20 protein-coding genes and 1 pseudogene are annotated in these 25,107 nt (G+C 67.5%); 11 read left to right on the plus strand and 10 right to left on the minus strand.

What is annotated here, in order from left to right; genetic code table 11:
• Positions 1-185 precede the first annotated feature (185 nt).
• The 4 genes from N4261_RS12985 to N4261_RS13000 all read right to left on the minus strand — a co-directional run bounded on the left by N4261_RS12985 (position 186) and on the right by N4261_RS13000 (position 4,612).
• Positions 186-476 carry an EF-hand domain-containing protein gene (locus N4261_RS12985; RefSeq protein ID WP_261760552.1) on the minus strand — a complete coding sequence of 97 codons (291 nt, stop codon included), beginning with the start codon at positions 474-476 and terminating at the stop codon, positions 186-188.
• Between the two features lie 112 nt (positions 477-588).
• On the minus strand, positions 589-3,099 hold the full coding sequence (locus tag N4261_RS12990) for a cbb3-type cytochrome c oxidase subunit I (protein WP_261760553.1): 2,511 nt from the start codon (positions 3,097-3,099) through the stop codon (positions 589-591).
• Positions 3,096-4,199, minus strand: a complete 1,104-nt coding sequence (gene coxB, locus N4261_RS12995; protein ID WP_261760554.1) for a cytochrome c oxidase subunit II — start codon at positions 4,197-4,199, stop codon at positions 3,096-3,098. The genes N4261_RS12990 and coxB overlap by 4 nt, the downstream gene beginning before the upstream one ends.
• Entirely contained in the window at positions 4,196-4,612 is a 417-nt protein-coding gene (locus N4261_RS13000; protein ID WP_261760555.1) for a c-type cytochrome, read from the minus strand. The genes coxB and N4261_RS13000 overlap by 4 nt, the downstream gene beginning before the upstream one ends.
• 232 nt (positions 4,613-4,844) lie before the next feature.
• Here N4261_RS13000 and N4261_RS13005 point away from each other — a divergent pair, with 232 nt between their 5' ends.
• On the plus strand, positions 4,845-5,723 hold the full coding sequence (locus N4261_RS13005) for a c-type cytochrome (RefSeq protein WP_261760556.1): 879 nt from the start codon (positions 4,845-4,847) through the stop codon (positions 5,721-5,723).
• 378 nt (positions 5,724-6,101) lie between these two features.
• Positions 6,102-7,796, plus strand: a complete 1,695-nt coding sequence (locus N4261_RS13010) for a cellulase family glycosylhydrolase (RefSeq protein WP_261760557.1) — start codon at positions 6,102-6,104, stop codon at positions 7,794-7,796.
• Positions 7,797-7,962: 166 nt separating this feature from the next.
• Here N4261_RS13010 and N4261_RS13015 read toward each other — a convergent pair.
• Positions 7,963-8,160: pseudogene (locus N4261_RS13015) on the minus strand (rhodanese-like domain-containing protein); the annotation flags it as partial.
• A 215-nt stretch (positions 8,161-8,375) separates the two neighbouring features.
• On the opposite strand from N4261_RS13015, the gene N4261_RS13020 reads away from it, so the two are divergent.
• Positions 8,376-8,978, plus strand: coding sequence for a hypothetical protein (locus tag N4261_RS13020; RefSeq protein WP_261760558.1), 603 nt, complete (start codon positions 8,376-8,378; stop codon positions 8,976-8,978).
• Between the two features lie 43 nt (positions 8,979-9,021).
• Positions 9,022-9,621, plus strand: coding sequence for a hypothetical protein (locus N4261_RS13025; RefSeq protein WP_261760559.1), 600 nt, complete (start codon positions 9,022-9,024; stop codon positions 9,619-9,621).
• 115 nt (positions 9,622-9,736) lie between these two features.
• On the opposite strand, the gene N4261_RS13030 is transcribed toward N4261_RS13025, so the two are convergent.
• Positions 9,737-9,898: a hypothetical protein gene (locus N4261_RS13030; protein WP_261760560.1), complete on the minus strand. Its 162-nt coding sequence runs from the start codon at positions 9,896-9,898 to the stop codon at positions 9,737-9,739.
• A gap of 158 nt (positions 9,899-10,056) precedes the next feature.
• Here N4261_RS13030 and N4261_RS26070 point away from each other — a divergent pair, with 158 nt between their 5' ends.
• Both N4261_RS26070 and N4261_RS13045 read left to right on the plus strand, forming a co-directional pair.
• The gene (locus N4261_RS26070) at positions 10,057-11,688 is read left to right on the plus strand and encodes a methyl-accepting chemotaxis protein (RefSeq protein ID WP_290428861.1); all 1,632 of its coding nucleotides are present in this window, start codon (positions 10,057-10,059) and stop codon (positions 11,686-11,688) included.
• 26 nt (positions 11,689-11,714) lie between these two features.
• On the plus strand, positions 11,715-12,323 hold the full coding sequence (locus N4261_RS13045) for an alpha-ketoglutarate-dependent dioxygenase AlkB (RefSeq protein ID WP_261760561.1): 609 nt from the start codon (positions 11,715-11,717) through the stop codon (positions 12,321-12,323).
• Here N4261_RS13045 and N4261_RS13050 read toward each other — a convergent pair whose 3' ends face one another.
• Positions 12,324-12,836 (minus strand): nuclear transport factor 2 family protein, encoded by a 513-nt coding sequence (locus tag N4261_RS13050; RefSeq protein WP_261760562.1) that lies wholly within the window; start codon positions 12,834-12,836, stop codon positions 12,324-12,326.
• A 20-nt stretch (positions 12,837-12,856) separates the two neighbouring features.
• Positions 12,857-13,672, minus strand: a complete 816-nt coding sequence (locus N4261_RS13055; protein WP_261760563.1) for a hypothetical protein — start codon at positions 13,670-13,672, stop codon at positions 12,857-12,859.
• 499 nt (positions 13,673-14,171) lie between these two features.
• Between N4261_RS13055 and N4261_RS13060 the strand changes: the two genes are divergently transcribed.
• From N4261_RS13060 to N4261_RS13075, 4 genes are all read left to right on the plus strand, one after another.
• Positions 14,172-15,596 carry a glycoside hydrolase family 30 protein gene (locus tag N4261_RS13060; RefSeq protein WP_261760564.1) on the plus strand — a complete coding sequence of 475 codons (1,425 nt, stop codon included), beginning with the start codon at positions 14,172-14,174 and terminating at the stop codon, positions 15,594-15,596.
• A complete protein-coding gene (locus N4261_RS13065) occupies positions 15,593-15,820 on the plus strand; it encodes a hypothetical protein (protein ID WP_261760565.1) in 228 nt (75 codons plus the stop codon). Before N4261_RS13060 ends, N4261_RS13065 begins: the two co-directional genes overlap by 4 nt.
• Positions 15,802-17,070, plus strand: a complete 1,269-nt coding sequence (locus N4261_RS13070) for an ABC transporter substrate-binding protein (protein ID WP_261760566.1) — start codon at positions 15,802-15,804, stop codon at positions 17,068-17,070. The genes N4261_RS13065 and N4261_RS13070 overlap by 19 nt, the downstream gene beginning before the upstream one ends.
• Positions 17,071-17,247: 177 nt before the next feature.
• A complete protein-coding gene (locus N4261_RS13075) occupies positions 17,248-18,150 on the plus strand; it encodes a glycoside hydrolase family 16 protein (protein ID WP_261760567.1) in 903 nt (300 codons plus the stop codon).
• Positions 18,151-18,213: 63 nt separating this feature from the next.
• On the opposite strand, the gene N4261_RS13080 is transcribed toward N4261_RS13075, so the two are convergent.
• Positions 18,214-19,086, minus strand: coding sequence for a spherulation-specific family 4 protein (locus N4261_RS13080; protein ID WP_261760568.1), 873 nt, complete (start codon positions 19,084-19,086; stop codon positions 18,214-18,216).
• A gap of 547 nt (positions 19,087-19,633) precedes the next feature.
• Between N4261_RS13080 and N4261_RS13085 the strand changes: the two genes are divergently transcribed.
• A complete protein-coding gene (locus N4261_RS13085; protein WP_290428862.1) occupies positions 19,634-21,223 on the plus strand; it encodes a methyl-accepting chemotaxis protein in 1,590 nt (529 codons plus the stop codon).
• 138 nt (positions 21,224-21,361) lie between these two features.
• Here the strand turns inward: N4261_RS13085 and N4261_RS13090 are convergent, their stop codons facing one another.
• Positions 21,362-24,619 (minus strand): PAS domain-containing protein, encoded by a 3,258-nt coding sequence (locus N4261_RS13090; protein WP_261760569.1) that lies wholly within the window; start codon positions 24,617-24,619, stop codon positions 21,362-21,364.
• Positions 24,620-25,107: the final 488 nt, after the last annotated feature.

Here is a 25,107-nt window from a genome sequence, read left to right on the forward strand (position 1 = left end):
TGAAAAAAACGCCCGACGCTGCGAAGCGCCGGGCGTTTTTTCATGGGCCTCGGTCATGGACATGACCGCCACCCAAGCCACCACGACTACGACCACGACCACCTTCGGCAGCGGTCGCTGCCCGACGGTTCTGAACGGGCACTGTGTCGCGCGGTGGCGCCACGGGGCAATGCCCCGCTTCGGGGTCACTTCTTCTTCATGTGCTCCGCACCATAGGCCTTGATCTGTTGCAGCGTGACGGCACCGGACTTGGTGGTGTCGATCTCGTCGAACCGTTTGGCCACGCGGGGCATGCCGGCCTCGGCTTCCGCCTTGGTGAGCTTGCCGTCGTGGTCCTTGTCGGCTGCGGCAAAACGCGCGTCCAGTTGCTGGGCCGCCTTCGCCGCCTTGCTGTCTTGCGCATGGGCGGGGGCGGCGGCGGTCATGGCGAGCGCAGTGACGAGTGCGACACCGAGGGAAGTCAGAACGGATGTCATGGATCGGTCTCAGGGAGGGTTGCGATGCCCGTAGGCTAGGGCACCAACCGCGTCGTCGCTGAAAAGATTTGTCAACCGATGGCGTGGGGTTGGCAAAGTTGCGGAAGCAAGCTCACGCCGCCATCAGCGGCCACCACAGCACCAGCACCCCCTGCACGCAGATCCAGCCCCACAGCAGGCAGACCGCTTCCCGGGTCGCATGCTGGCGCGGGCGCAGCATGCCGTGACCGATGCGGGCGGCCAGGAAGGCCGCCAGCATCGCCGCCACGCCCAGATGGATGCCTTGCAGCCCATGCAGCGCGGCCAGGGTGCCAGTCCAGGCGTCCAGCGTCGGTGGCCGCTCGGCGGGCCAGGCGGTGGAGAGCCCCCACAGGAACGCGATCGCCGCCAAACCGAACGCCGGTAGCAACAGCAGCGCGCGCCATCGCGCCACCGGCGCGCGACGTGCACCCCAGCCGGCCACGCACACCAGCACCAGGCTCAGCAGGTAGGCCAGCGACTGCCCTCCCAGGCTGCCCGTCGACGCCATCGCCACGCCCGGCGGTGGGCAGACCTCGAGCGCCATCGCCACATGCAGGTGGGCGAAGGCCATCGAGGCAAAGATGCTGGCCTCCACCACGATCAGGATCACCACGCCCCAGAACGAGGGCGCCTGCCAGCCGGTGGCACCCAGCGGCAGGAGGATGCCGTCCGCCACCTCGGCATCGTCGAAGGGCGGTGCGCGGTCGGTGCGCCACAGCCAGCACCACAGTGCCACCAGGGCGACCACGCCGCCGGTGACCGTGCCGGCGACGCTCTTGACCGTCATCAGCAGGAAGAAGGCCGCCGTGCCCAGCGCGGCGAGCACCGGCCAGAGACTGTCGCCCGCCAGCACCGCCACCCGCAACGGACGGGCACTGACCGGGCTGGTGAGCAGCGTCTCCCGTCCGCCGGTGACCGTGCCCGGCAGCCAATGGGCGCCGGCATGCACCTCCTGGTGCAGCGAGGGTTGATCCCACAGCGGCTCGTGGTGGCTGACCTGCGGAATGCTGCGGGTGCCGTAGTTCTCGGAGGGCAGCCACTCCAGCGTCGGCGAATCCCAGGGGTCGCCATGGTCCAGCTCGGGGCCGATCTGGCTGCGGACCAGATCGATCACGAACAGCAGCACGCCGGCCGCCACCACCACCGCGCCCACGGTGGACAGCAGATTGGGCAGTTCCAGGCCCAGGCCGGCGTCGTAGGTGTGCACCCGGCGCGGCATGCCCAGAATGCCGGCGATGTGCATCGGAAAGAAGGCGAGGTTGAAGCCGCCGAAGATCAGTCCGAACACCCAGCGGCCGAGGCGCTCCGACAGCGGCCGCCCGCGCCACACCGGCAGCCAGTGATAGAGCGCGGCAAACATCGGCAGCACCATGCCGCCGATCAGCACATAGTGGAAATGGCCGACCACGAAATAGGTGTCGTGCACCTGCCAGTCCACCGGCAGCAGCGCCAGCATCACGCCGGTCAGGCCGCCCAGCACGAAGGCCACGAGAAAGCCGATCAGGAACCAGGTGGCGGTGGTCCATCGCAGCCGGCCGCGCCACAGCGTGCCGATCCAGGCGAACACTTGCAGCGCGCCCGGCACCGCGATGGCCACGCTGAAGATCGACACCAGGCTCATGCCCAGTCCGCCCAGCCCGGCGGTGAACATGTGATGCGCCCACAGCAGGAAGCTCACCACGCCGATGCCGCACAGCGCCACCACCACCGCATGGCGACCCACCAGCGAGGTCCGCGCCAGCGCCGGCACCATCGTCGAGACCAGACCCGCCGCCGGCAGGAAGATGATGTAGACCTCCGGATGACCGAAGAACCAGAACAGGTGTTGCCAGAGCAGCGGATCGCCGCCGCGGGTGGCGTCGAAGATCGGCCAGTTCAGTGCCCGTTCGATCTCCAGCAAGGCGGTGCCCGCAATCACCGCCGGGAAGGCCAGCACGATCATCAGACCCACCACCAGCATCGACCAGGCATAGACCGGCATGCGGCTGAGCGTCATGCCCGGCGCCCGCGTCATGAGGATGCCGGTGATCAGCTCGATGGCGCCGGCAATCGCCGAGATCTCGATGAAGCCGATCCCCAGCAACCAGAAATCCGCGTTCAGTCCTGGCGAGTAGCGCGCCCCGCTCAGCGGCGGATACATGAACCAGCCGCTGTCCGGTGCCAGTTGCCAGAACAGCGTCGCATAGAAGGCCAGGCCGCCGACCGCATACATCCAGTAGGAATACGCGGACAGGCGCGGAAACGGCAGGTCGCGCGCGCCCAGCATGTTGGGCAGCAGGTAGACCGCAATGGCCTCCACCATCGGCACCGCGAACAGGAACATCATCACCGTGCCGTGCATGGTGAAGAGCTGCTGAAAGGCCGGTGCGCTCATCAAGCTGAGCTGCGGCGCGGCCAACTGGGCGCGGATCAACAGCGCCAGCACCCCACCCAGCAGCAAGAACACGAATGCGGTGGCGATGTAAAGCTTGCCGATGAAGACATTGTTGACACTGCCGATGACGCGCCAGCCCGTCGGCGGCGCCCAGGCCGCGCGCAGGCGATGGAGCTCGCTGTCAGGACGCGGCAGGCGATTGGCGGGGGCGGGGAGATCGACGCTCATCGGATGGGGCTTGGCGTGAGGCTGGGGACGGGCACTGCCGCAACAGTCCCACGCTTGAAGCCTGCGGATGGAGGGGCTGCGGCATCTGCGGACGGATCGGCGTGTCGGTCAGGCTGTCGATCAGGCTGTCGATCGGCCTCTTGATCGGCGAGCCCCTGAAGCGCGAGATCGCCGATCAGATAGCGGGCGAGCGCGTCCACCTCATCGGCAGGCAGATGGCCGTACCCCGGCATGCGTGCGCCCGGCTTGACCTGATGCACGTCGGCGATCCATCGGCGCAAGGCGGCGTGCGGCGTGTCATTTCGGAGCGTTCCGGCGCCCAGCCACAGCCGGCCGGCCACATGGGTCAGGTCCGGGCCCAGCGATTCGCGAGGACCATCGAGACGCCCACGCACTGCATGGCAGGCCGCGCATCCACGCTCGCTGAAGAGATGGCTGCCGCGCAACCCCGTGGGCGTGGTGGGCGGCGGACGCGCCGCCGCCTGGGCCGCGCGCCAGCGGGCGAATGCCTCCGGCGGCATGGCCACCACATGCAGCACCATGCCGGCATGCTGGGTGCCGCAGTATTCGGCGCACGGCCCACGGAAGACGCCGGGACGGTCTGCGGTGAAGGTGAGGCGGTTCAGCCGGCCGGGCACCAGGTCCATCTTGCCGCCCAGCGCCGGCACCCAGAAACTGTGGATCACATCGTCCGATGTCAGCGTCAGCCGCACCGGCCGCCCGACCGGCACCCGAAGCTCATTGGCGGTGGTGAACCCGGGCCCTTCGTCGGCATCGGCATACCGCATCGACCACCACCACAGATGGCCCGTCACGCTCACCTGCAGCGCATCGGGCGGGGCAGGGGCGTCCAACTGGGCCGCCTGGCGCTCGCTGTGCAGCAGCAGGCCGCCGAACACCAGCACCGGCAGCACGATGCCGCCGCCCCACAGCCACCATCCGTCCGCCACGGCGCGACGTCCACGCCACCAAAGCGCTGCCGCCAGGCAGGCCATCGCGATCAGGAAGGCGATGGTGCAGACGATCATCGCGGTGGACAACTGCTCCGCGAGGATCCGCGCCTGCGGACCGGCGGGCACCAGCATGCCGCCGTCGCTCATCGCTGCGCCATCAATGCCGCGGCGATGTCGCGCGCATCCTGCTCCGACAGGCCCAGGCGCGGCATCGGAGTGCCCGGCAGTTCCGCCGGCGGATCCAGCAGCCAGCGCTGCAGGCCCTCCGGTGTGTTGGGCAACTGGCCGGCGATGTAGCTGCGGCGTCCGAAGCGCGCCAGCGGAGGACCGCGATGACTGCCATTGGCCGCCACGTCCGGAATGACATGGCAGCTGCCGCACTGGTAGTGCGCCATCAGTCGCCGACCGGCCACCGCATCGCCGCCGGCGACTTGCCATGTCGACAGCACATCCTCCCGCGCGGGACTGCAGGCCGCGATCATCCACAGCGGCAGCAAGAGCGCGAGGTGGGTGGTCCGGCACTGCGCCAGGGAGGCTGACGGGCGCGGGGCGGCCCCCATCGGTCGGCGCCACCGGCCCGTCGCGGGCACGGCATCAGACCGTTGAGGGGACCTGAGAAAGGAAGGCGGGGTCGATGGCATGGCCGCAGCAGGGCATGCGAAGTGCCTGCCCCCGTCGGACGCGACCCGACGGTGCGGAGGCCGGATGGCGCGGTCGGCGATGGCCTTCGTCTGGAAGGCTCGGGGACCTCGGTGGCAGAGGTCCTGGCATCTCCCTTGCCGACGAGCGGCCATGCCTCAGACGCCTGACCCTCCTCGCCGCTTCGGCGCCGCCGGTGCCCTGGTTGCCGCCGTGCTGCTGATGGTGGCGGTCCTCGTCGCCCTCGGCGGCGCGGCCTTCATCTGGCTGGGCGTCTATGACGTCTCGGCCACCGGACCGCATCTCCAACCGGTGCATTCGATGCTGGAGGTGGCGCTCAGGCAGTCGGTGCTGCAGCGGGCGGATGCGCATCCGCCGCCGTCGGACCTGGTCACGCCGGCGCGTCAGCAACTGGGGGCGGCCTGCTTTCGGGATCGGTGCGTGGTGTGTCATGGCGCGCCGGGCGTGGCGCCCGAGCCGTTCGCGCTGGGCATGCAGCCGGTGCCGAGCTCCTTGATCGAAGGGACGCGGCATTGGCGCCATCAGGACCTCTACTGGATCACCCGCAACGGCATCAAGATGAGCGGCATGCCGGCCTGGGAGTACCGCTTGAGCGAGGACGAACTGTGGGCGGTCGTGGCCTTCCTGGACCAGTTGCCAAGGCTGACGCCGCCTCAATATGCCGCGCTCACCGCAGGCGCCGGGCCCAGTTGCCGAGCGGTCAATGAGGCGCCCGCCGCCGTGGTGCCGCCGTTGCCCACCGCCGAGCTGGCGCAACGCGCCTTCCGGCAGCACGGCTGCACCGCCTGCCACATCATCCCCGGGGTGGTGGGACCGGACACCTCGGTGGGCCCGGTGCTGACCGGCCTGGCAGGGCGGGATCGCATCGGCGGTCGGGTCGCGGCCACCGAGCAGGGACTGGCCGACTGGATCCGGGACCCGCGCTCGCTGGATGCCCACACGGCCATGCCGACGGTGGGCATCAGCGAGTCCCAGGCGCGACTGATGGCGCGGTATCTGTTGATGCATTGATGCGCCGTCGATCGCCGCTGCCGCACTGTGTTTCCAAGCGTGTCCGACGAACGGCACGCTCGTCTGGAATGGTCGTGCAGGGGACGATGAAGATGCGTTGAACACGGGCTTTGAATCGGGTGGACGCCCTGGTGGCGTGAGGCTCCGGGCAAGCGCCTCGTTACGCTTTTTTGCTGCCCATGTCGGCCTTGAAATTCGACACTTCAACCCAGTCGTCCGAATGCCCTGCGCGCATTCGAGACGCAGGACCACTCGACCTGCGCGCAGCATTGACACCGTTGTCATCGCGGCCCGCCATGCCCATGCCAGCACCCCCTTGAGGTGCCGGCGTCGCCCACGTCGAGCGGGAGTGCTGTCCCCACGTCAACTCCACACATCATGCGATCCAACCGTCGATTCGCCTTTCGCTGCACCCTCATTGCGCTGACTGTCGGCAGCCTCGGCTCCGCCCATGCGGCGCTGTCGGTCAATGTGGCCCAGGACACCTGGAATGGCGGCTTCTGCTCCCATGTGACCATTCGCAATCCCGGCACCAAGCCCAGCGGCGCCTGGACCTTGCTGTTCGATCTGCCCAAGGGTCAACTCAACGGCAGCTGGAGCGGCAACTTCAAGACCACGGGCACCACGGTGGCGGTGACCGGCCTGGCCTGGAACTCGCCGGTGGCGGTGGGTCAGAGCTTTGAGGTCGGCTTCTGCGGCACCGGCACCGCGCCGACCGCGGCCTCGTTCCGCATCAGCGAAGCCGGTGCCCCGGCCCCCGCACCAGCGCCTTCGCCGGCCCCCGCACCGTCTCCAGCTCCCGCGCCTTCTCCTGCGCCGGCCCCCAGCCCGGCGCCTGCGCCGTCTCCCGCACCGGCACCTTCGCCCGCCCCAGCGCCTTCTCCGGCTCCCGCCCCGGCGCCAGCTCCTGCACCTGCACCTGCACCTGCACCTGCACCTGGTGGCGATCTGTCCGTGCCGGCGACCGGGGAATTCAAGCTGCCGTTCAGCGTTGCCTCCGGTGGCCGCATCGTGGACGCGAAGGGCACCACGGTGTCGATCCGCGGCGTGAACTGGTTCGGCTTCGAGACGCCGGACCTGGTCGCGCACGGCCTGTGGCAGCGCAACTACAAGGAAATGATCGGGCAGATGAAGGATCTGGGCTTCAATGCGGTCCGTCTGCCGTTCTGCCCGAACACGCTGCGCTCGACCACGCCGCCCGGCGGCGTGCTGAACACTGCCGTCAACCCGGATCTGGCGGGCAAGACGCCGCTGCAACTGCTCGACCGGATCGTGGCCGAGTTCGCCAGCCGCGGCTTCTATGTGATGCTGGACCACCACCGTCCGGATTGCCAGGCCATCTCGCCCACGCCGCAGATCGCCGGCTACACGCTGGACCAATGGACGGCCGATCTGAAGTTCGTCGCCAATCGCTACAAGAACGTGCCGAACGTCTTCGCGATCGATCTGAAGAACGAGCCGCACAGCATCGGCGGCAGCGGCGCTTTCTGGGGCACTGGCGACATCAACAACGACTGGAAGCTGGCGGCTGAACGCGCCGGCGCCGTCGTCAATGCTGCCAGCCCGAATGTGCTGATCTTCGTGGAAGGCGTGTCCGACAACGGCGGTCGCTGCGAATCGCCGGACGGTCACTGGTGGGGCGGCAACATCGAGCCGTTCGCCTGCTATCCGATCGACACCACCAAGATCCCGGCCAGCAAGCTGGTCTTGTCGCCGCACATCTACGGCCCGTCGGTCTCCGGCCAGGCCTACTTCAATGACGGCACCGGCTTCCCGAACAACATGCCGGCGATCTGGCAGCGTCAGCTGGGCCAGTTCATGGGCACGAACGCGGTGGTGCTGGGTGAGTTCGGTGGCCGCTTCACCGACAAGGACCGTCAATGGCAGATCAAGTTCGTCGACTGGCTGAAGTGCAAGGGCGTGCGCAACTTCTTCTACTGGTCGTGGAACCCGAACTCGGGCGACACCGGCGGGGTGCTGCAGGACGACTGGAAGACCGTGTCCACCGACAAGTACAACAACCTGAAGCGTCTGTGGGACGGCTCGGCCGTGGACGCCAACGTCTGCAAGTGAGGCGCGGGTTGCCGCCGCCTTCGGGGTGAGGGCGGTGCGCGCCTGGAGGTGAATGCAGGAAGGCCCGGCTGTGTCCACAGTCGGGCCTTTGTCCTTGCGGGCAGCGCAAAGTCAGGCGCCACTGATGGCGCATGCGGCGGCCAACGTCAGCGCGCCCGCCGAAGGCGGCCACGGTCCAGCCGATGGTGCCGTTGCGCAGCGCCGCCACCGGATTCGGGAGCCCGGCATTGATGAGCGACTGCGCGCCGATGATGCTGCGGGTCCGGCCGGCGCAGTTCACGATGATCTGGGTGGACGGGTCCAGGGCCAGGTCTCGCGCCCGGCGAACCAGCTCGGCGCCGGGCACGCTGATGCCGCCGGGCAGTCCGGAGGGAAGCGTCAGGCGTCGGGAGGGCGCTGCGGCGGCGCCGTCCGTTCATGCAATCCGTCACGACCGGCCCATCGTGTCAGGGTAAGCGCAAAGCATCGGCTCAAACCCGGGCTGGCATGATCCCGCGCAGCATGAACCTGGGCGCTGCGGGCGGATGACTCGATCGACTCAGGTCAACGACCGTGTGTTGCATCGAGGGAGGATTTTCCGTGTCTCAGCCGCAAGCCCCATGGACATCGACCGCGCCGCCGGATCCGGTGTCCGACTATGCGTCGCGCTTTGCGCCGCCTCAGGCCGAGGTGGCCATCGTGGTTCCCGAGCAGGCCCAGGGCCGGCCGATGTGGTTCTCGGTGGGGCCGCTCAAGATGGTCGTGATGTGCATGGTCACGATGCAGTTCTACAGCGTGTACTGGTTCTACAAGCAGTGGAAACTGGTGCGGGAACGGGAGCAGTCGTCCATCATTCCGGCCTTGCGTGCGCTGTTCGGGATCTTCTTCGTCTACGCGCTCTGCACCCGCGTGCATGCCTCCGAAGGCAGCGCCGGTGCCAAGCTCAACGTCCCGGCCTTGGCGGGCGGATGGATCGTCACGACGGTGTTGTGGAAACTGCCGGATCCCTACTGGTGGGTGGCGATGGCCGCACCGCTGTTCATGATGCCGGTGCAGGCCGCGATGAATGCGGTCAACGAGATCGCTGCGCCGGGGCATGACCCCAACCGTCGTTTCAGTGCATGGAACTGGGTGGCCATCGTGCTGGGCAGCTTGCTGCTGGTGATGGCTCTGATCGGCACCTTCATGCCCGAACAGGCTTGAACGGCCGTGGATGGCCATGAGCGACCCTGAACGAGGTTGAGCCGTGAACCCGGAATCCACCAAGACACCCCCGAGCCTGGCGATGGAGCTCCGCCGCTGGACGGCGCTGTTCACGCTGCCGTTCGCGGCCGTCATTGCGCTGAGCGGACTGGCGGGGCTGCTGTGGCTGCCGCATCTGCTGGGGCCGCGGTTGGGTCTGGCCATGAGTCTGCTGGGGGCTCTGGTGATGCTGGCCTTGGCGGCCTCCATCGGTGGCGGTGCCTTGCAGTCGCTGCGACTCCACGGCCCGGCGCTGGTGGTGGATGCACAGGGCATCACCGACCATTTCCATCTGCATGCGCACCTGCCGTGGTCGGACATCGAAAGTGCGTCACTCGATGTGGGCGACGGCGACAGCCTGGTGCTGGTCCTTCGTCCTGGTGTCTCGTTGCCTGGCGGCGGCGAAGTCCGACCGTCGATGTGGCGGAGTGCCAAGCGATTGTTCAACGGCGGCGACGTGAGCATCCCGCTGGGTCGGCTGGCCTACCACCCCCACCGCTTGCGGCAGGCGCTGGAGGCGCATGCCGCCCGGGCCAAGCTGGTCGATGCGCAGGCGCGGCGCGGCGTGGCTGGTGCTTCGCACAGGGATGTGCAGAGCTTCTGACGTCCGGCGGCGCTGGGTCCCGCCGCTCAGGCCAACGTTGTGATGTGCCCCGGAGCCCAACAGGCGGCGCGATTCGCCAGGAAGCCGTGAAGCCAGCGGCTCCACCGACTCGGCATCACACCGGTCGCCACACCGGCGACTCCTGAATCGCCACCTTGCGCGGCAGGATCTGCGCGCCGGTGAAGGACGCGGCACGACTGTGGGCGGGATTGCCGATCCGCAGCGGGGTGACGGTGTCGGCCGCGTCGGCAATCGACAGGCCCAGCCCGGTCGACATCGCGACCGAGGCGGCGGCCGTTTGGGTCAGCCAGTGGCGTCGGGACAGGGGCCGTATGCGGGAGCCGTCGCCATGCCCGCGCACCGAGGCGAAGCAGTTGTAGGCGATCGCCCGACAGGTGTTGGTGCATCTGGCTGACCTGAGGCAGTGCGTTCCTCGTGCAGGGTTTTCCCAGCCGCGTCGCTAGAGTGCGGCATCCCTCGATCGGGCCTGTGCTCTTCCTCTTCTGCCTACCTGGACCACCCATGACCTTCCTCGACAACATCAAGATTGGCAAACGCCTGTTTATGGCTTTCGGCGGCGTCTGTACGCTGTTGGTCGGCATCGCACTCGTGGCTTACTTCGGCATCGTTCGCTTGGGCGATCAAGTGAACTTGATCACTGACGAAGACTATCCCCAGCTCAAGCTCACCGCCGTCATCACCAAGGCGGTGAATCAGCAAGCCCGCTCCGCCCGCAACCTGATCATCGTGAACGACCGTGCTCAGCGTGATGGTGAACGTCAGAAGATCGAGGCTCAACTGCCCGTGATCGGAGCGGCATTCGACAAGCTGGTACCGATGGTGAACCGGGAAGAGGGCAAGCAACTGCTCGCCGTGGCCATTGAAAAGCGGCAGGCCTACCTGGTGCAACTGAAAGCCTTCCTGGAGGCGTCGAAGTCCGATGACGTGGAAGCAGCGCGCACGCTGCTTCTGGGTGCGGTTCGCGTGCCTCAGCTCGAATACATGAAGCAGCTGGAAGCCTTCAGTGACTTTCAGGAGAAGCAGATGGATGAGGCCGCCATAGAGGCGGACGTGATCACCGAGCAAGCATTGCGCACGATCACCGTGGCTGGCATTGCGGCGGTGCTGTTCGCGGTGGCTGCCGGCGTGCTGCTCGGTCGGTCCATCACTCGGCCAGTGGCGGAGGCCGTGACGGTGCTCGACCGCGTGGCTCAGGGCGATCTGACCCACGATCTGGTGGTGACCCGCCGGGACGAGATGGGCGATCTGCTGCGTGCAGTGGACCAATCCACCCGCTCGCTTCGCACGGTGGTGGTGGGCGTGCGCCAGGGCGTGGATTCGGTGTCGACGGCGGCCGGCCAGATCGCTGCAGGCAACCTGGATCTGTCCAGCCGCACCGAGCAGCAGGCGGGCGCCCTGCAGCAGACCGCTTCCTCCATGGAGCAGATGACCAGCACGGTGGCCGAAAGCGCCAACGCGGCGCGTCAGGCCGCCGAACTGGCCCAGACCGCCAGCGACGCAGCCGGCAAGGGCGCGCAGGTGGTGTCCGACGTGGTCGGGACCATGAGCGAGATCTCCGACTCCAGCAAGCGCATCAGCGACATCACCGGGGTGATTGACGGCATCGCCTTCCAGACCAACATCCTGGCGCTGAATGCCGCGGTGGAGGCGGCACGCGCCGGTGAACACGGCCGTGGCTTCGCGGTGGTGGCCACGGAGGTGCGCGCCTTGGCGCAGCGCTCGGCCGCCGCAGCGAAGGAGATCAAGCAATTGATCGGCACCTCGGTCGAGAAGGTGGAGGCAGGCTCCGAACGGGTCGGTGCCGCCGGGACGACCATGCGCGACATCGTCAGCCAGGTCGCGCGGGTGACCCAGCTGATCAACGAGATCTCGTCCGCCGCCACCGAGCAGAGCGCCGGCATCGGCCAGATGAGCTCGGCGGTCTCCCACATGGACCAGGCCACGCAGCAGAACGCCGCGCTGGTGGAAGAGGGCGCAGCCGCCGCACAAAGCCTGAATGACCAGGCCCGTACGCTGCTGCAGACGGTGGAAGTGTTCCGGGTCTGATTTCAACGGCCTGCAATACTGGCGGCATGTCTTCGCCCGACCAAGCGCCGCTGTTCGATGATCTGCAAGTGCCCGCCGACGGCCTGCCCGCAGGCATGGTCTACGAGACCGGCTTCCTGTCGGCTGATGAGGAAGCCGCGCTCATCGCGGTGATTCGCGCGCTGCCGCTGGAGGCGGCGCAGTACAAGGGCTACACCGCGCGACGTCGCGTGGTGAGCTATGGCGGCAGCTTCGACTACGACACCAACCGGCTGCTGCCGTCGTCCGCGTTGATCGACGAGCTGCAGCCGCTGCGGCGCCGCATCGCCGACTGGGCTGGGCTGGCGCCGAGTGCGCTGGTGCATACGCTGGTGGCTGAATATGCCCCCGGCACGCCGCTGGGCTGGCACCGGGACGTGCCCGACTTCGAGGAGATCTTCGGCGTCTCCCTCGGCGCGACCGCGACGCTGCGCTTTCGATCCTATCCGCCCGACATGCCGCAGCGGGCGGATGTGCTGAAGCTGGCCGTGGCGCCACGGTCGATCTATCGGATCAAGGGGCCGTCCCGCTGGGCGTGGCAGCACAGCGTGGCGCCGGTGGAGCGGCTGCGGTGGTCGGTGACCTTCCGCACGCTCAGGGATGCGCGCGCCCGTTGATCAGGCCCCGCCCATGTTGACCTGACCGGTGCCCTCGCTGCGCAGCAGCAGCACCTTGCCGTTGCGGCGGACCAGCGTGTCCTGGGTGCGCGAACGCATGGACATGATCGATCCGCCGATGTCCAGCGAGCTCTGCACCTCGACCGTGGCCTGCTTGCGGTTCTTCGCAATCTGGATGTTGCGCAGCGTGTAGTTGGAATCCAGCTGCAGCATGCCGCCCATCTTCTGACCGATTTCTTCCCATGCCGCATAGGTGTGGCGCAGGGATTCGCAGGTCTCTTCCTTGTTCAGGATGTCCACGCGCGGGCGCGGCTGGCCGGCGACGCGCACCGCGGCTTCGGAGCTGAAGTCGTCCGCCAGCATGGCGCAGAGCTTGTCGGGCTCGCGGTTCAGGGTGGCGGCTTCGTAGTCACGGTAGAACGCGGTGACCTGTTCGGGTGTGAGGGTGCGCCCGCCGATGAAATACCACCAGCCGCCAATGGCCAGCAAGATGGCCAGAACAATCGCTTTCAAGAAGTCCTCCCCGGACGTGTTTAAGAAGTGGTGGTGTGCAGCAAGGCCTTCGCCGCCTCGATGCGCAGGGCCATCGGCACGCTGTCGTCATTCATCACGCGCAAGAGGAAGGCGCGGGGATCGTCGGTGTGCGCCCGCGAGACAGTGGGCGCGGCGGCGCCGAGGGCGGGCAACGCGTCGGTCGCCAGGTGCTCCGGCGCGGCTTCGGTAGCTCGCGCCGATGTCTTTGCTGACGCGCTGACGTTCAACTGCTTCATCGCTTCGTCCCATTCCGCCGGCTTGATGCTGCGAAGGGGCTGCAGCAGGTCGGCCTGACCCTCGGCGCCAGGCGGCACGTCCAGCCAGGGCGTGTCTGAAAAGATCGGAGCCAGGTCGGGGGCGATGAAGGCCGACCATTGATCAGACCGCACCTCGGCCACTGCAGGGCTGGCCTGCAGATAGGCGCCGCCAGGGGAAGTGTCCGGCCGCGGCAGCAGCGCCACCCGTGACCGTGGAATGGCTGCGAGATGGCGTTGCGTCAGCGCGTCCAGGACCGCGTGGGCTTGCGCCGCCGGGACCGGCGACTGCAAGGAGAACCACAGTTGCATGCCGTCGGCACCGGACACGGCGATGGCGGGCGCAGGCCAGGACAGGTCGGCCTGCACCGCGCGCCAGACGGCGCTCAGCGCGGTCCAGTCGGCAGGACGGGCCACCTCCAGCATCAGCGCGCGCACCGGGCTGGTCGGTGCAATGAAGGGCAGGGACGCGGCAGCGGCGGTGCCGTCGGAGACCCCCGCATCCCCCTCGGCGGCAGGCAGGACGAAGAGGCGGCGCAACTGGGATTGCAGTCGTGTCATGGGCGGTCGATCGTCAGGTAGGTCATTGAATCCTGGGATTCAAAAGCAGGCGGCACTCTACTTGAAGCGGACGCGCGCGGCGCAGGCCTTTCGTCATGTGGAGGACGTGGGTTCGGGTGGGCTGTGTGTTCGGCCGAGCACCAGTCATTGCCCCAGCCGCCTTCGCGTGGCCAATACGGCTCATGGCGTGAGCCGCAAATGCAGAAATACGGCTCAAAACATGAGCCGAATTCTGAAAATTGCGGCTCACCGGCCTCTTCATCCGGCCTTTTCACCCGGCCTTTTCACCCGGCCTCGCCGGGGCCGGCTCCCTGCGCACCCCCCACGGTCGGCTGTCCAGCGACGTCCACGCCCGCCCTGGCGTTTTGCCCGTTGACCATCCAAATCCGAACCCTTATGCTGGCTCTTGAAAGCGCTTTCAGAATGCGCCAATCGATGAACCGCCTCGCTCTGCGGGACGCGCATCGACACATCAACGAGACAAGCGACAGACCCCGACATGCCTTCGATGACTCCCTCGCCGGCTTCCTTGCCGACCTCTCAGCCGGCGTCGCCCTTGCGCTGGACCCTCTCCGCCAAGGGCGCCGATCTGGCCACCTCCACCCGTTTCGCCGAGCAGCCACCCTTGACGCTGACCGATGCCGCCGGCGTCGCGGCGCAGCCGTCGCTCCAGGGATTGCCGCAGTTGGCGGTGAACAGTCAGCGCGCCTTCCAGCGGATTGAAGGCTTCGGCGGCGCGTTCACCGAAGCGGCGGCCACCACCTGGCAGCAACTGCCGCCCGAGGAGGCCGATGCGCTGCTGCGGGCGTATTTCGACGCGGATGCGGGTCACGGCTACAACTTCTGCCGTGTGCACATGAACAGCTGCGACTTCTCGCTGGGCAACTATGCGCATGCGGCGGTGGAGGGCGATACCGCCCTGGCGCACTTCAACATCGACCGCGACCGCCAGGCCTTGCTGCCGATGATCCTGGCCGCGCAAAAACTGGCGGCGCGCCCGATGCAGTTGCTGGTGTCGCCCTGGAGTCCGCCGGCCTGGATGAAGACCAATGGCCAGATGAACAACGGCGGCAAGCTGCGGCCGGAATACGCCGCCGTGTGGGCCCAGTGCTATGTGCGCTTCATCCAGGCGTACGAGGCCGAGGGCGTGCCGGTGTGGGGCGTGTCGGTCCAGAACGAACCCGACGCCACCCAGCGCTGGGACTCCTGCGTCTACAGCGCCGAGGAGGAACGCGACTTCGTCCGCGACCATCTCGGGCCCGCACTGCATGCGGCCGGGCTGTCGCGCATCCGGATCGTGATCTGGGACCACAACCGCGATCAGATGGTGCAGCGCGCTGATGTGGTGTATTCCGATCCGGAGGCCGCCAAGTATGTGTGGGGCTGCGGCTTCCACTGGTATGTCGAGGATCACTTCGACCATGTCCGGCTGGTGCATGACGCCTTCCCGGACAAGCAACTGCTGTTCACCGAAGGCTGTCAGGAAGGCGGGCCGCACCTCGGCTCCTGGGCCTTGGGCGAGCGCTATGCGCGCAGCATCATCAACGACCTGAACCGCTGGACGGTGGGCTGGATTGACTGGAACCTGCTGCTCGATGAGACCGGCGGCCCCAATCATGTGGGCAATCTTTGCAGCGCACCGATGCTGGCGGACCGCGCAACCGGCCGGTTGATGCCGCAGAACTCCTACGACTACCTGGGCCATTTCGCCCGCTTCATCCGCCCCGGCGCCCGACGCGTCCTGTGCTCGGCCAGCCGCGAAGCGCTGGAATGCACCGCCGCCGTGAATGAAGACGGCAGCGTCGCGCTGGTGGTGTTGAACCGCAGCGAGGAGGCCCACCGCTTCGTGCTGAAGATCGACGGGCAGGCCACGGTCGCGACCTTGCCAGCGCGCGCGATCGCCAGCTACCTGCTGTCCCGTTGACGCGATGGATCGCGGATCTCCCCGACAAAGGCCAGGGCAGGGACCATGCAGCGGCCACCGTGACGGCACCAGTGACGGCACCAGTGACCGTGGAGCTGAAGCTGGCGGCCGCGATGGCGACGGCCATGGCGGTGACCGCGCCGGCGCCGGCGCTGACGCGTGGACTCGCCCAGGATCGCTGCGGCGTCGCACCTGGATGGCAGGCATGGCGCTGCCGGCACTGAGCGGATTCACCGCACAGGCCGCCACACAGGCCGCCACACCGGCCGTGGCGGCACCGGCCGAGCCCACGGATGTCCTCACCGTGGCCGCCTTTCCGCTGGTGGACGACATCGCCCGCGCGGCGATGGCGGACTGGCGACGGCTGCATCCGCAGGTCGAGCTGCGGGTGCTGACGCGGCAGTATTCGGACCACCACACCGCGATGACGACGGCGCTGTCGACGGCAGTCGGCCTGCCGGATGTGATGGCCCTGGAGTCCAGCGTGGTCGGCCGCTTCGCCCAGGGCGGCGGTCTGGACGACCTGCGCCGCCCGCCCTACGGCATCGAAGCCTATCGCCAGCAGTTGGTCCCGTTTGCCTACGACCAGGCGGTGGCGCGCGACGGTTCGGTGGTGGCCATGCCCACCGACATCGGCCCGGGCACCATGCTCTATCGGCACGACATCCTCGCCCGCGCCGAGGTGGTCGAGGACGACCTCACCCGCAGCTGGGACGCCTACATCGCCGCCGGCCAACGCCTCAAGGCCCGCACCGGCGCTTACCTCATCTCCAGCGTTCAGACCATCAAGGACATCATGATCCGAGACGGCCTGAACACCGGAGAAGGCCTCTACTTCGACACCGACTCCCGGGTGCTGGTGAACTCGCCGCGATTCGAGCGGGCCTTTGAACTGGCGCTGCGTGCCCGGCAGCTGGGACTGGATGCCAAGGTGAGCAACTGGTCCAACGACTGGGGCGCCGGCCTGAAACAAGGCCGCCTGGCCACCGAGCTGTCGGCCGCCTGGTTGGTGGGCCAGCTCAGCAGCTTCGTGGCGCCCTCGACCCGCGGCCTTTGGCGTGCGGCGCCATTGCCGGGCGGGGCGCAAGCCGCCTATGGCGGCGCCTTCTATGCGATTGCCCGCAAGTCGGCGCCCTCGCGCAAGGCGCTGGCCTGGGACTTCATTCGCCTGATGACGCTGGATCCGGCGCGCCAGTTGCAGGCCTTCAAGACGCATGACGCGTTTCCGGCGCTGCGGGATGTGCATGCGGATCCGTTCTTCAGCGAGCCGGTGGACTTCCTGGGCGGGCAGCGCGCTCGATTGCTCTGGCGTGACGCGGCGCTGCGCATCACCGCAATGCCGGTGCACAAGCAGAACCAGTTCGCCGAAGAGGTGGTGCAGACCGAACTGGACAAGGTGCTGCGCAATCAGAAGACGATCAAGCAGGCGCTGGCCGACGCCGAGGCGTTGCTTGCGCGGCGCGCCAGGCGCTGACGGCCCAGCCCGCGCCAACAAGCAAAGACGCCAGGCGCCAAGGCGTCCGAAGCCACCGCCCTGGCCGACCGGGTCAGCCCGGCCAGCCGGGCCTGTCCGGCCGACTTGGCACGATCAGTTTCAGCAGGGCCCCGCGCGACCGCGCGGCCCCCAATCCCATGAAGGAGACAAACAGCAATGAAGCAGGCATTCACGCGTCGATGGACCTCCGTCTCGATGGCGTCCACGTTGATGATCAGCGGATTGGCCGGATGCGGCAGCGCCGGTCCGGCCGTCACCGCACAGCCGTCGACGACGGCGTCCGCATCGGCGACCGCCTCGGCATCGGCTGAGCCTTTGGGCCTGCCGGCGGGCTATCAACTGGTGTGGTCCGACGAATTCGATCGCGGCGAGCTGCCCGACGAATCCAAGTGGGCCTACGACACCGGCATGAACAAGCAGGGCTGGCACAACCGGGAGCAGCAGTACTACAGCGGACCGCGTGCGGAGAATGCAGCGCTGCGCGAGGGCCGGCTGGTGATCACCGCCCGCAAGGAAGCGCGTTCCTCCCAGCCCGACTGGGGCGGCCAGGCCTACAGCTCCACGCGGCTGTTGACCAAAGGACGTGCCGAATGGACCTACGGCTACTTCGAGATCCGGGCCAAGCTGCCCTGCGGCAAGGGCAGTTGGCCGGCGATCTGGACCCTGGGCCATGGCGAGTGGCCGGCCGCCGGCGAGCTGGACATCATGGAGCACATCGGCAGCGACCCGACGCGTGTCTTCAGCACGGTCCACACCACCACCGGCCATGGTTCGAACGGCGTGGGTGATGGCCGCGAGCTGCTCACCGCCTGCAGCGCCTTCCACAACTACCAGATGCTCTGGACCCCGTCCGAGGTCCGGTTCGGCATCGACGGTCGGCAGCATGCCACCTATCGCAACGCCGGCACCGGCGCGGCGCAATGGCCGTTCGATGCGCCGCAGTTCCTGATCCTGAACCTGGCCATCGGCGGCAACCTGGGCGGGGAAGTGGACGATGCCAGCTTCCCCCTGCGCTACGAGGTGGACTACGTCCGGGTCTACCAGCGCCAGGCCCGGTGACCGGACCCGGCGCGGGACGGCCCGTGGATGCGGGCCGTCACCGGATGACGCCCGGGCCCCGGCTCAGCAGCTTCCGCCGGTCTTCAGGCTGTTGAGGCACCAGCGCTCCGAGCCGGAGAGCGTGTTGTTGCCCCAATAGGTCGGCGTGTAGTTCCAGATCGGTCCGCCCCAGGGCAGGCTGGGGTTGTAGGTCATGCTGGTCACATAGACATAGTTGGCGGTGGTGCCCTTGAGCGTGGCCTGCATCTGGGCCTGGGTGGCCGAGTGCACCAGCAGCCAGGTCTTGACGTTCAGCGAGTTGGCCAGGTTCTGCACATCGCCGTTCAGCCAGCTCGCGCCGTTGACATAGTCGCTGTAGGCCGCCTCATACATCACCACATGCTCATTGGCCTGGGCCGAGCTGATGAAGCAGCCGCTGGCCCCGGGCCAGCCGGCATTCCAGACCAGCGTGCCACCGGTGCCCGCCGCAGCCACCTTGGCCCGCACGTTCGCCCATTTACCGGGTGTGCCGGCGCATTTCTGGCTGTCGTTGAGAGCGGCGTCATCGAAGGCGGCCTCGTCGAAGAAATAGCCGTCCACGCCGCCCAGCGTGGTCTTGTAGGCGCCCAGCTCGCTGGTGATGGCGTTGTAGCGGGTCTGTTCGTCGGCAGTGTTGGCGTCATAGCCGGTGGCCACATAGCCCAGCACCTTGCCGCCCTGGGCGCGGATGTTCGCGATCACCGCCTTCCAGTTGGTGATCTGGCTGGCGCTCAGCCCGAGCGCGCCGCTGTTCGGATTGATCACCACATACGCGCCGGACGGTACCTGCCCGCCGTAGGTGCTGGCGGTTTCGCCCCAGTACGCCACCAATGCAAAGTTGGTCGGTGCCGCGTGGGCCATCGAGGCCGTGAAGCCGGCGGCGGCTGCCGCCAGCGTGATCCATGTCGATCGAGTCATTCGCTTCCCCTGTGCGCGCTGATTCACACAGGCTGCCAGCAGCGCCCCTGACAACCCGGGCACCGAAGGCGGTGCCGACCTGAGCCATCGGGCCGGCGTCCCTGACAGTCGAGGCGCCCACCCGACGGACATCGGATGGGCAAAGTCTAGGGATGGTTGCGATTGTTTTCCTATCGCGTTTTCACGGTCGTTTTGTGCTTTCGATAGAAATATATCGAAAGTACTGACTTTCGATTTTGGGTCAATGTGGACCCAGGATGGCCGCGCAGGCGTGCATGGGTGAGCGAGATCCAGGGCGCGGGGTCGAGGAGGGATCACGCGGCAATGGTCGTGGATGCGACCGGTCGGGAAGGTCAGGCGTCGACCGCACCGCGCGGCAGCCATGTCAAGCATGCGGCGTACGTGAACTATTCCGCCAAGCGCACAAAAGTGAACGGGGAAATGCTTGATTTGATTTATTCGATCGTCAGAATTGACCAAATCGAATCCAGCGAAACGGTTTTTTCAGAACCGCCTTCCTTTCACTCGCAGCCTTTTGGAGATTGTCGTGTTTGCTCACCTGAAGATTGGATCCCGTCTGGCGCTTGCATTCGGCGCCTTGATGCTGTTGCTGTGTGTCGTGGCGGGGCTGGGGAGCTTCGAGACCGTCCGCGTCAACGACAACGTGGTGGATCTGGCGGACAACTGGCTGCCCAGCATCAAGGCGTTGGGAGACGTGCGCGGTCAGGCCAATAACGTGCGGCGCGTCTCGATGCGCCATGTCCTGGAGGTCGGCCAGGCTGAAAAGGACATCCAACAAGTCCGACGGCAGGCCCTGCTGGACAAGACCATGCCCGAGAGCTTCGCCGCTTACGAGAAATTGGTGTCTTCGCCGGAGGAGGCCGCACTGCTCAAGCAGATCAAGACCCAGTGGGCCGCCTATCTCGTGGAAGATCAAAAGATGGTGACCTTGTCCAGCGCTGGACCGGACAGCTTCGAGCAGGCACGCCGCGTCAGCGTCGGCCCGGCGGCCAAGGCGTTTGCGGAGCTGCAAAAGCTGCTTGATCAAGCCATCGACATCAATGTGAAAGGCGCTGCCGAGAGCAGCAAGAACGCCGAGGCGACCTACCGCACCGTGATGCTGATGAATGGCGCCGCGATCGCGGTGGCACTGATCGTGGGCACCTTGCTGGCCGTGGTGATCACCCGCAGCATCACCCGGCCGCTGCAACAGGCGGTGGAGGTGGCCAAGGAAATCGCCGGCGGCGACCTGAGCCCCAAGCCGCAGGTTCAAGGCCATGACGAACCGGCTGAACTGCTGCGCGCGCTCGGCACCATGAACGACAGCCTGGCGCGGGTGGTCGGCCAGGTGCGCAACAGCAGCGAAAACATCGCCACGGGATCGAGCCAGATCGCCACCGGCAATCAGGACCTCAGCCAGCGCACCGAGGAACAGGCCAGCAACCTGCAGCAGACGGCCGCGTCGATGGAGCAGATGGCCAGCACCGTCCGTCACAACGCCGACACCACCCAGCAGGCCAACAGCCTGGCCCAGCAAGCGGCCGAGGCCGCGGTCAAGGGCGGCGCGGTGGTGGGTTCGGTCGTGGCCACCATGCAGGACATTTCCGACGCGTCGAAGAAGATCGTGGAGATCATCTCGGTCATCGACAGCATTGCCTTCCAGACCAACATCCTGGCGCTGAATGCGGCGGTCGAAGCGGCCCGGGCCGGCGAGCAGGGCCGCGGCTTCGCGGTCGTGGCCAGCGAGGTGCGCACTCTGGCCGGTCGTTCAGCCGACGCGGCCAAGGAGATCAAGTCGCTGATCGGCGCCAGTGCCGAACGCGTGGATGCCGGCACCCGTCAGGTCGGCGAGGCCGGTCAGTCGATGGAGGCGATCGTGGCCCAGGTCCAGCGTGTGACCCAGCTGATTTCCGAGATCGCCAATGCGACCCACGAGCAGTCCAAGGGCATCAACCAGGTGGGCGATGCGGTGTCGCAGCTTGACCAGGTGACCCAGCAGAACGCGGCGCTGGTCGAGGAAAGCGCTGCCGCCGCCGAGAGCCTCAAGCATCAGGCCGCGTCGCTGGCCGATGTGGTTCGGGTGTTCAAGCTGGCCGGCGACCGCACCCATCACGGGCACGGATTGACCCCGGCGTAATCACGGCACGCAGAACGGCCAAAGGCGGCGGGTGACCGCCGCCTCGCGCAGGGGCCCGGTGGCCGTCGATGAGGCTGTGCCCCGCGTGGACAGCCGCCAGTCGTGAAGTCCGATCACGCTGGCCATCGTGCCCACCGGTCAGGGCCGCCGGTCAAATCCGCTGATCAGGGCCTTGATCGCCTCAGGGTTCACCGGCTTGACGAGGTGACCGTCGAAACCCGCTTCGCGGGCACGCAGGCGGTCCTTGTCCTGACCCCAGCCGGTGAGCGCGACCAACACCATGTCGCGGCCCCAGGGCGTGGCCTTGATCCTGGCGCAGGCTTCGTAGCCGTTCAGGCCCGGCATGCCGATGTCGAGAAACACCAGGTCCGGCTGGAACTGCTCCGCCTGATGGACCGCATCCATCCCGTTGTGCACCACCTTCGCCTCCGAGCCCATCAGCTCGAACAGCATGGCCAGGCTGTCGGCGGCATCGATGTTGTCGTCGGCGATCAGCACGCGGCGAGCCGCCAGTTCCTCCAGCTCGCCCGGCAGTTCTGCGCCAGGCGCCGGTCGTGCGACGTCCACCGCCAGCGGCAGCTCGACGATGAACTCACTGCCTTGCCCGGGACCGTCGCTGCGCGCCTCGATGCGACCGCCGTGCAAGCTCACCAGCCCTCGCGCCAGACTCAGCCCGATGCCCAGGCCGCTCTTGTCGCGTTCCAGCGTGCGGTCGACCTGCACGAACATCTCGAAGATGCGTGACAGCATCTCCGGCGGAATGCCTTCCCCATCGTCCCGTACGCGGATCTGCACGCTGTCCGGGCCGGGCAGGGTGGTGATCTGCAGGTGGCCGCCCTTGGCGGTGAACTTGGCCGCATTGTTCAGCAGGTTGGCGAACACCTGGGCGAGGCGGGTGGCATCGGCGTCGACGAACACCGGCACGCTGGGCGAGGTGATGGTCAGGGTGTGGCCTGCCTGGTCGATGGCCGGCTGACTGGTCTCCACCGCTGCCTCCAACACCGCGCCCAAGGCGACCCGCGCCTTGCTGATGCGGATCTTGCCGCTGGAGATGCGGGTGACGTCCAGCAGATCGTCGATCAGCCGCACCATCTGCGTGACCTGACGGTCCATCATCGCGCGCACCCGCGGGATGGGCGTGCCCTCGGGCAGGGGCACGCGGCGGATGACCTCCAGTCCGTTCCTCAGCGGCGCCAGCGGATTGCGCAGCTCATGGGCCAGCATGCCGAGGAACTCGTCCTTGCGCTGATCGCCTTCGCGCAACTGATCGGCCTGGCTGCGCAGCGTCTCTTCCATGGTCTTCATCTCGGTGATGTCGCGGGTGGTGCCCGCCACCGCGATGACCTCACCCTGTTGCCCCAGCACCGGCACGAAGATGTAGTCGTAGATCCGCCGGCCAAAGGCGCCGGCGAAGGGCACCTCCCCCCGGATCGGCTGACCCGTGGCCACGACGCGATCGATCTCGCGGTCGTGCATGGCCGCATGCCAGGGCTCGTAGCCCAGTTCGAGACAGGTCTTGCCGATCGCTTCGTCCCAGGTCTTGCCCCACATCCGCAGCAACACGTCGTTGGCATAGATGAAGCGGTGGGACAGGTCGAAGACATAGGCCAGGTCCGGCGTGTTGGTCAGGATGGCCTCATACAGCCGCCGCTGGGCCTCGGCCTGTTGCCGGGTCGCATCGAGCGCCTCCTCCATGTGCTTGCGGGCGGTGATGTCGCTCGCGGTGCCGAACCACTCGCAGATCCGGCCGTGGGCGTCCAGCATCGGCACGGCGCGGGAGGCCGTCCAGGCCACCGAGCCATCCCGCGCCAGCACCCGGTGTTCGAGCTCGAAGGGACGACGATGCTGCACGGCGTCCTGAATGGCGGCCCGCACCCGGTCGTGGTCTTCGGCGTGGACGTACTTCTCCATCCAGTCGCGCTGATGGGCCTGGGCATCGGCGACGAAGCCTCTGCCATCCAGGGTGTGCATCTCGGACCAGTCCGGGCTCATGCTGTAGATGACATTGGCGGCGGAGTGGATGAAGGCCCGCAGCCGCTCCTCCTGCTGGCGCAAGCCGGCTTCGGCACGCCGCTGTGCGGTGACATCGAAGCCCTCGCAGAAGATGCCGGTGACCTGGCCCGCATCGTCGCGAATCGGCTCGAAGATGAAGTCCAGCAGGCGTTCTTCCTCTTGCTGGTCCGCCGAAAACCGATAGCGCACCGGGGCGGACGCGGCAATGAAACGCTCACCGGTGCGGTACACCTCGTCGAGCCGCTCGTAATAGCCCTGATCGGCCAGATCCGGAAAGGCCTCCCGCACGGGTCGGCCGACCCAGCCGGCGCTGTTGAACAGCTTCAGGTGGGCCCGGTTGACGAATTCAAAGACGTGCTGCGGGCCCTTCAGGATGCACACGAAGCTGGGCGCCTGTTCGAACATGCGGCGCAGGTCCTGCTCGGCCTGCACACGGGCCCGTTCCTGTTGGAGCGTCTTGACATCGTTGATGGACCGCGCCACTTGGCGGGCGACCAGTGCGACGAAGGTCCGGTAGCGCTCGTCCAGCGGCCGCAGCGGATTGAGGGCGACCACCAGGGTGCCCAGCGGGTCGGCCAAGTCGGTGCTCCGGATGGGCACGGCCAGCGCGTGCGGACCCCAGGGGGCCGGGTGTGAGCGGGGGTCAGGCAATGCCTGCGGCGCTTCGCTGCCGGAGTGGGGCGGGTCGGACTGGGCCACCAGCCGGTCGCCGTGCCCGTCCTCGCGCAGATAGATGGCGGCCTGCCGGAGGTCCGGCGTGCCACCGCCGACCTCCTGCATGGCGCGGACGCAGACATCGAGCGGATCGGTCGCGCCTGCGGTGCGGTCGGACAGGGCGGAGAGAAAGGCCAGTCGCCGCTCGCTGACCACCCGCTCGGTCATTTCCACCGTCACCGCCAGAATGCCGCCGACGCTGCCATCCTCGATCCGCACCGGACCGAAGGAATAGGAGAAATAGGTCTCTTCCGGTGCGCCGTGCCGCTCCAGCGTCAGGACGCTGTCCGGACTCCAGGTGGCCACGCCAGTGCGCATCACGCTGTCCATCATCGGGGTGATGACATCGGCGACCTCATGCCAGACCTCGTGGATGTCGCGACCCAGCGCCCACGGGTGCTTGTTTCCCAGCATCGGCGCGTAGGCATCGTTGTAGAGCATGGTGAGCCGAGGTCCCCACAGCACCACCATCGGAAACCCGGAGCCCAGGCAGATGCTGACCGCCGATCGCAGGCTCTGCGGCCATTGCGACACGGCACCCAATGGCGTGGGGCGCCAATCCAGGGTGCGCATGCGCGCGCCCATGTCGCCGCCACCGGCCAGCCAAGGGGCGTCGTCCGCGGCGGCGGCCGGATGAGGAAGCGCATCGGCCGTGTGGGAAGCAGACATAGCGGGAATCGTTGGGTTGGAGGGTGTGACGCGCAGCCGACCCGCCCGGAGGCCGGCGACCGCAGGTCGGCGCCGGCCCGGGCGGGAGGGCGGGCCGCCGCGTCGTCCTGCAGGTCGTCTGGATCCTACTTGGAAGCGCGCGGACGTCCGGCGGCGCCCGCCTGGGGCAAGGCGCGTGCGAAGGGGGGCGGGCTTGGGCGCGTGGCGGCGATCGGAGGTCTGCTCGGCGCGTGCGGGACGGCAGGACTGCGGATTGGCGGATTGGCGGATTGGCGGTTTAGCGGTTTAGCGGTTTAGCGGTTTGGCGGATCGGCGGATCGGCGGATCGGCACAACGATTCTTGTCACCATTGTTTCCATCCGGTGAGGGGGGCACGTCCCCTCTGTCCGGCACACTGGCGCGCCTTTGAACAGCCTGAGGGATGGAATTGCCGCGCTCTTCACACTCTGACCGCCGAGCCCGGCTCGGTTGCCCACTGCCGACCGCCT

Origin of the sequence: Roseateles amylovorans, assembly GCF_025398155.2 — a bacterium.
Taxonomy (GTDB): Bacteria; Pseudomonadota; Gammaproteobacteria; order Burkholderiales; family Burkholderiaceae_C; genus Roseateles; species Roseateles amylovorans.

Coding starts and splice junctions, on each gene's coding strand:
- N4261_RS12985 (WP_261760552.1), bottom strand. CDS start 476: ATGACATCCGTTCTGACTTCCCTCGGTGTCGCACTCGTCACTGCGCTC.
- N4261_RS12990 (WP_261760553.1), bottom strand. CDS start 3,099: ATGAGCGTCGATCTCCCCGCCCCCGCCAATCGCCTGCCGCGTCCTGAC.
- coxB (WP_261760554.1), bottom strand. CDS start 4,199: ATGAGCGACGGCGGCATGCTGGTGCCCGCCGGTCCGCAGGCGCGGATC.
- N4261_RS13000 (WP_261760555.1), bottom strand. CDS start 4,612: ATGGGGGCCGCCCCGCGCCCGTCAGCCTCCCTGGCGCAGTGCCGGACC.
- N4261_RS13005 (WP_261760556.1), top strand. CDS start 4,845: ATGCCTCAGACGCCTGACCCTCCTCGCCGCTTCGGCGCCGCCGGTGCC.
- N4261_RS13010 (WP_261760557.1), top strand. CDS start 6,102: ATGCGATCCAACCGTCGATTCGCCTTTCGCTGCACCCTCATTGCGCTG.
- N4261_RS13030 (WP_261760560.1), bottom strand. CDS start 9,898: ATGTCGACCGGGCTGGGCCTGTCGATTGCCGACGCGGCCGACACCGTC.
- N4261_RS13045 (WP_261760561.1), top strand. CDS start 11,715: ATGTCTTCGCCCGACCAAGCGCCGCTGTTCGATGATCTGCAAGTGCCC.
- N4261_RS13055 (WP_261760563.1), bottom strand. CDS start 13,672: ATGACACGACTGCAATCCCAGTTGCGCCGCCTCTTCGTCCTGCCTGCC.
- N4261_RS13060 (WP_261760564.1), top strand. CDS start 14,172: ATGCCTTCGATGACTCCCTCGCCGGCTTCCTTGCCGACCTCTCAGCCG.
- N4261_RS13070 (WP_261760566.1), top strand. CDS start 15,802: ATGGCGCTGCCGGCACTGAGCGGATTCACCGCACAGGCCGCCACACAG.
- N4261_RS13075 (WP_261760567.1), top strand. CDS start 17,248: ATGAAGCAGGCATTCACGCGTCGATGGACCTCCGTCTCGATGGCGTCC.
- N4261_RS13080 (WP_261760568.1), bottom strand. CDS start 19,086: ATGACTCGATCGACATGGATCACGCTGGCGGCAGCCGCCGCCGGCTTC.
- N4261_RS13090 (WP_261760569.1), bottom strand. CDS start 24,619: ATGTCTGCTTCCCACACGGCCGATGCGCTTCCTCATCCGGCCGCCGCC.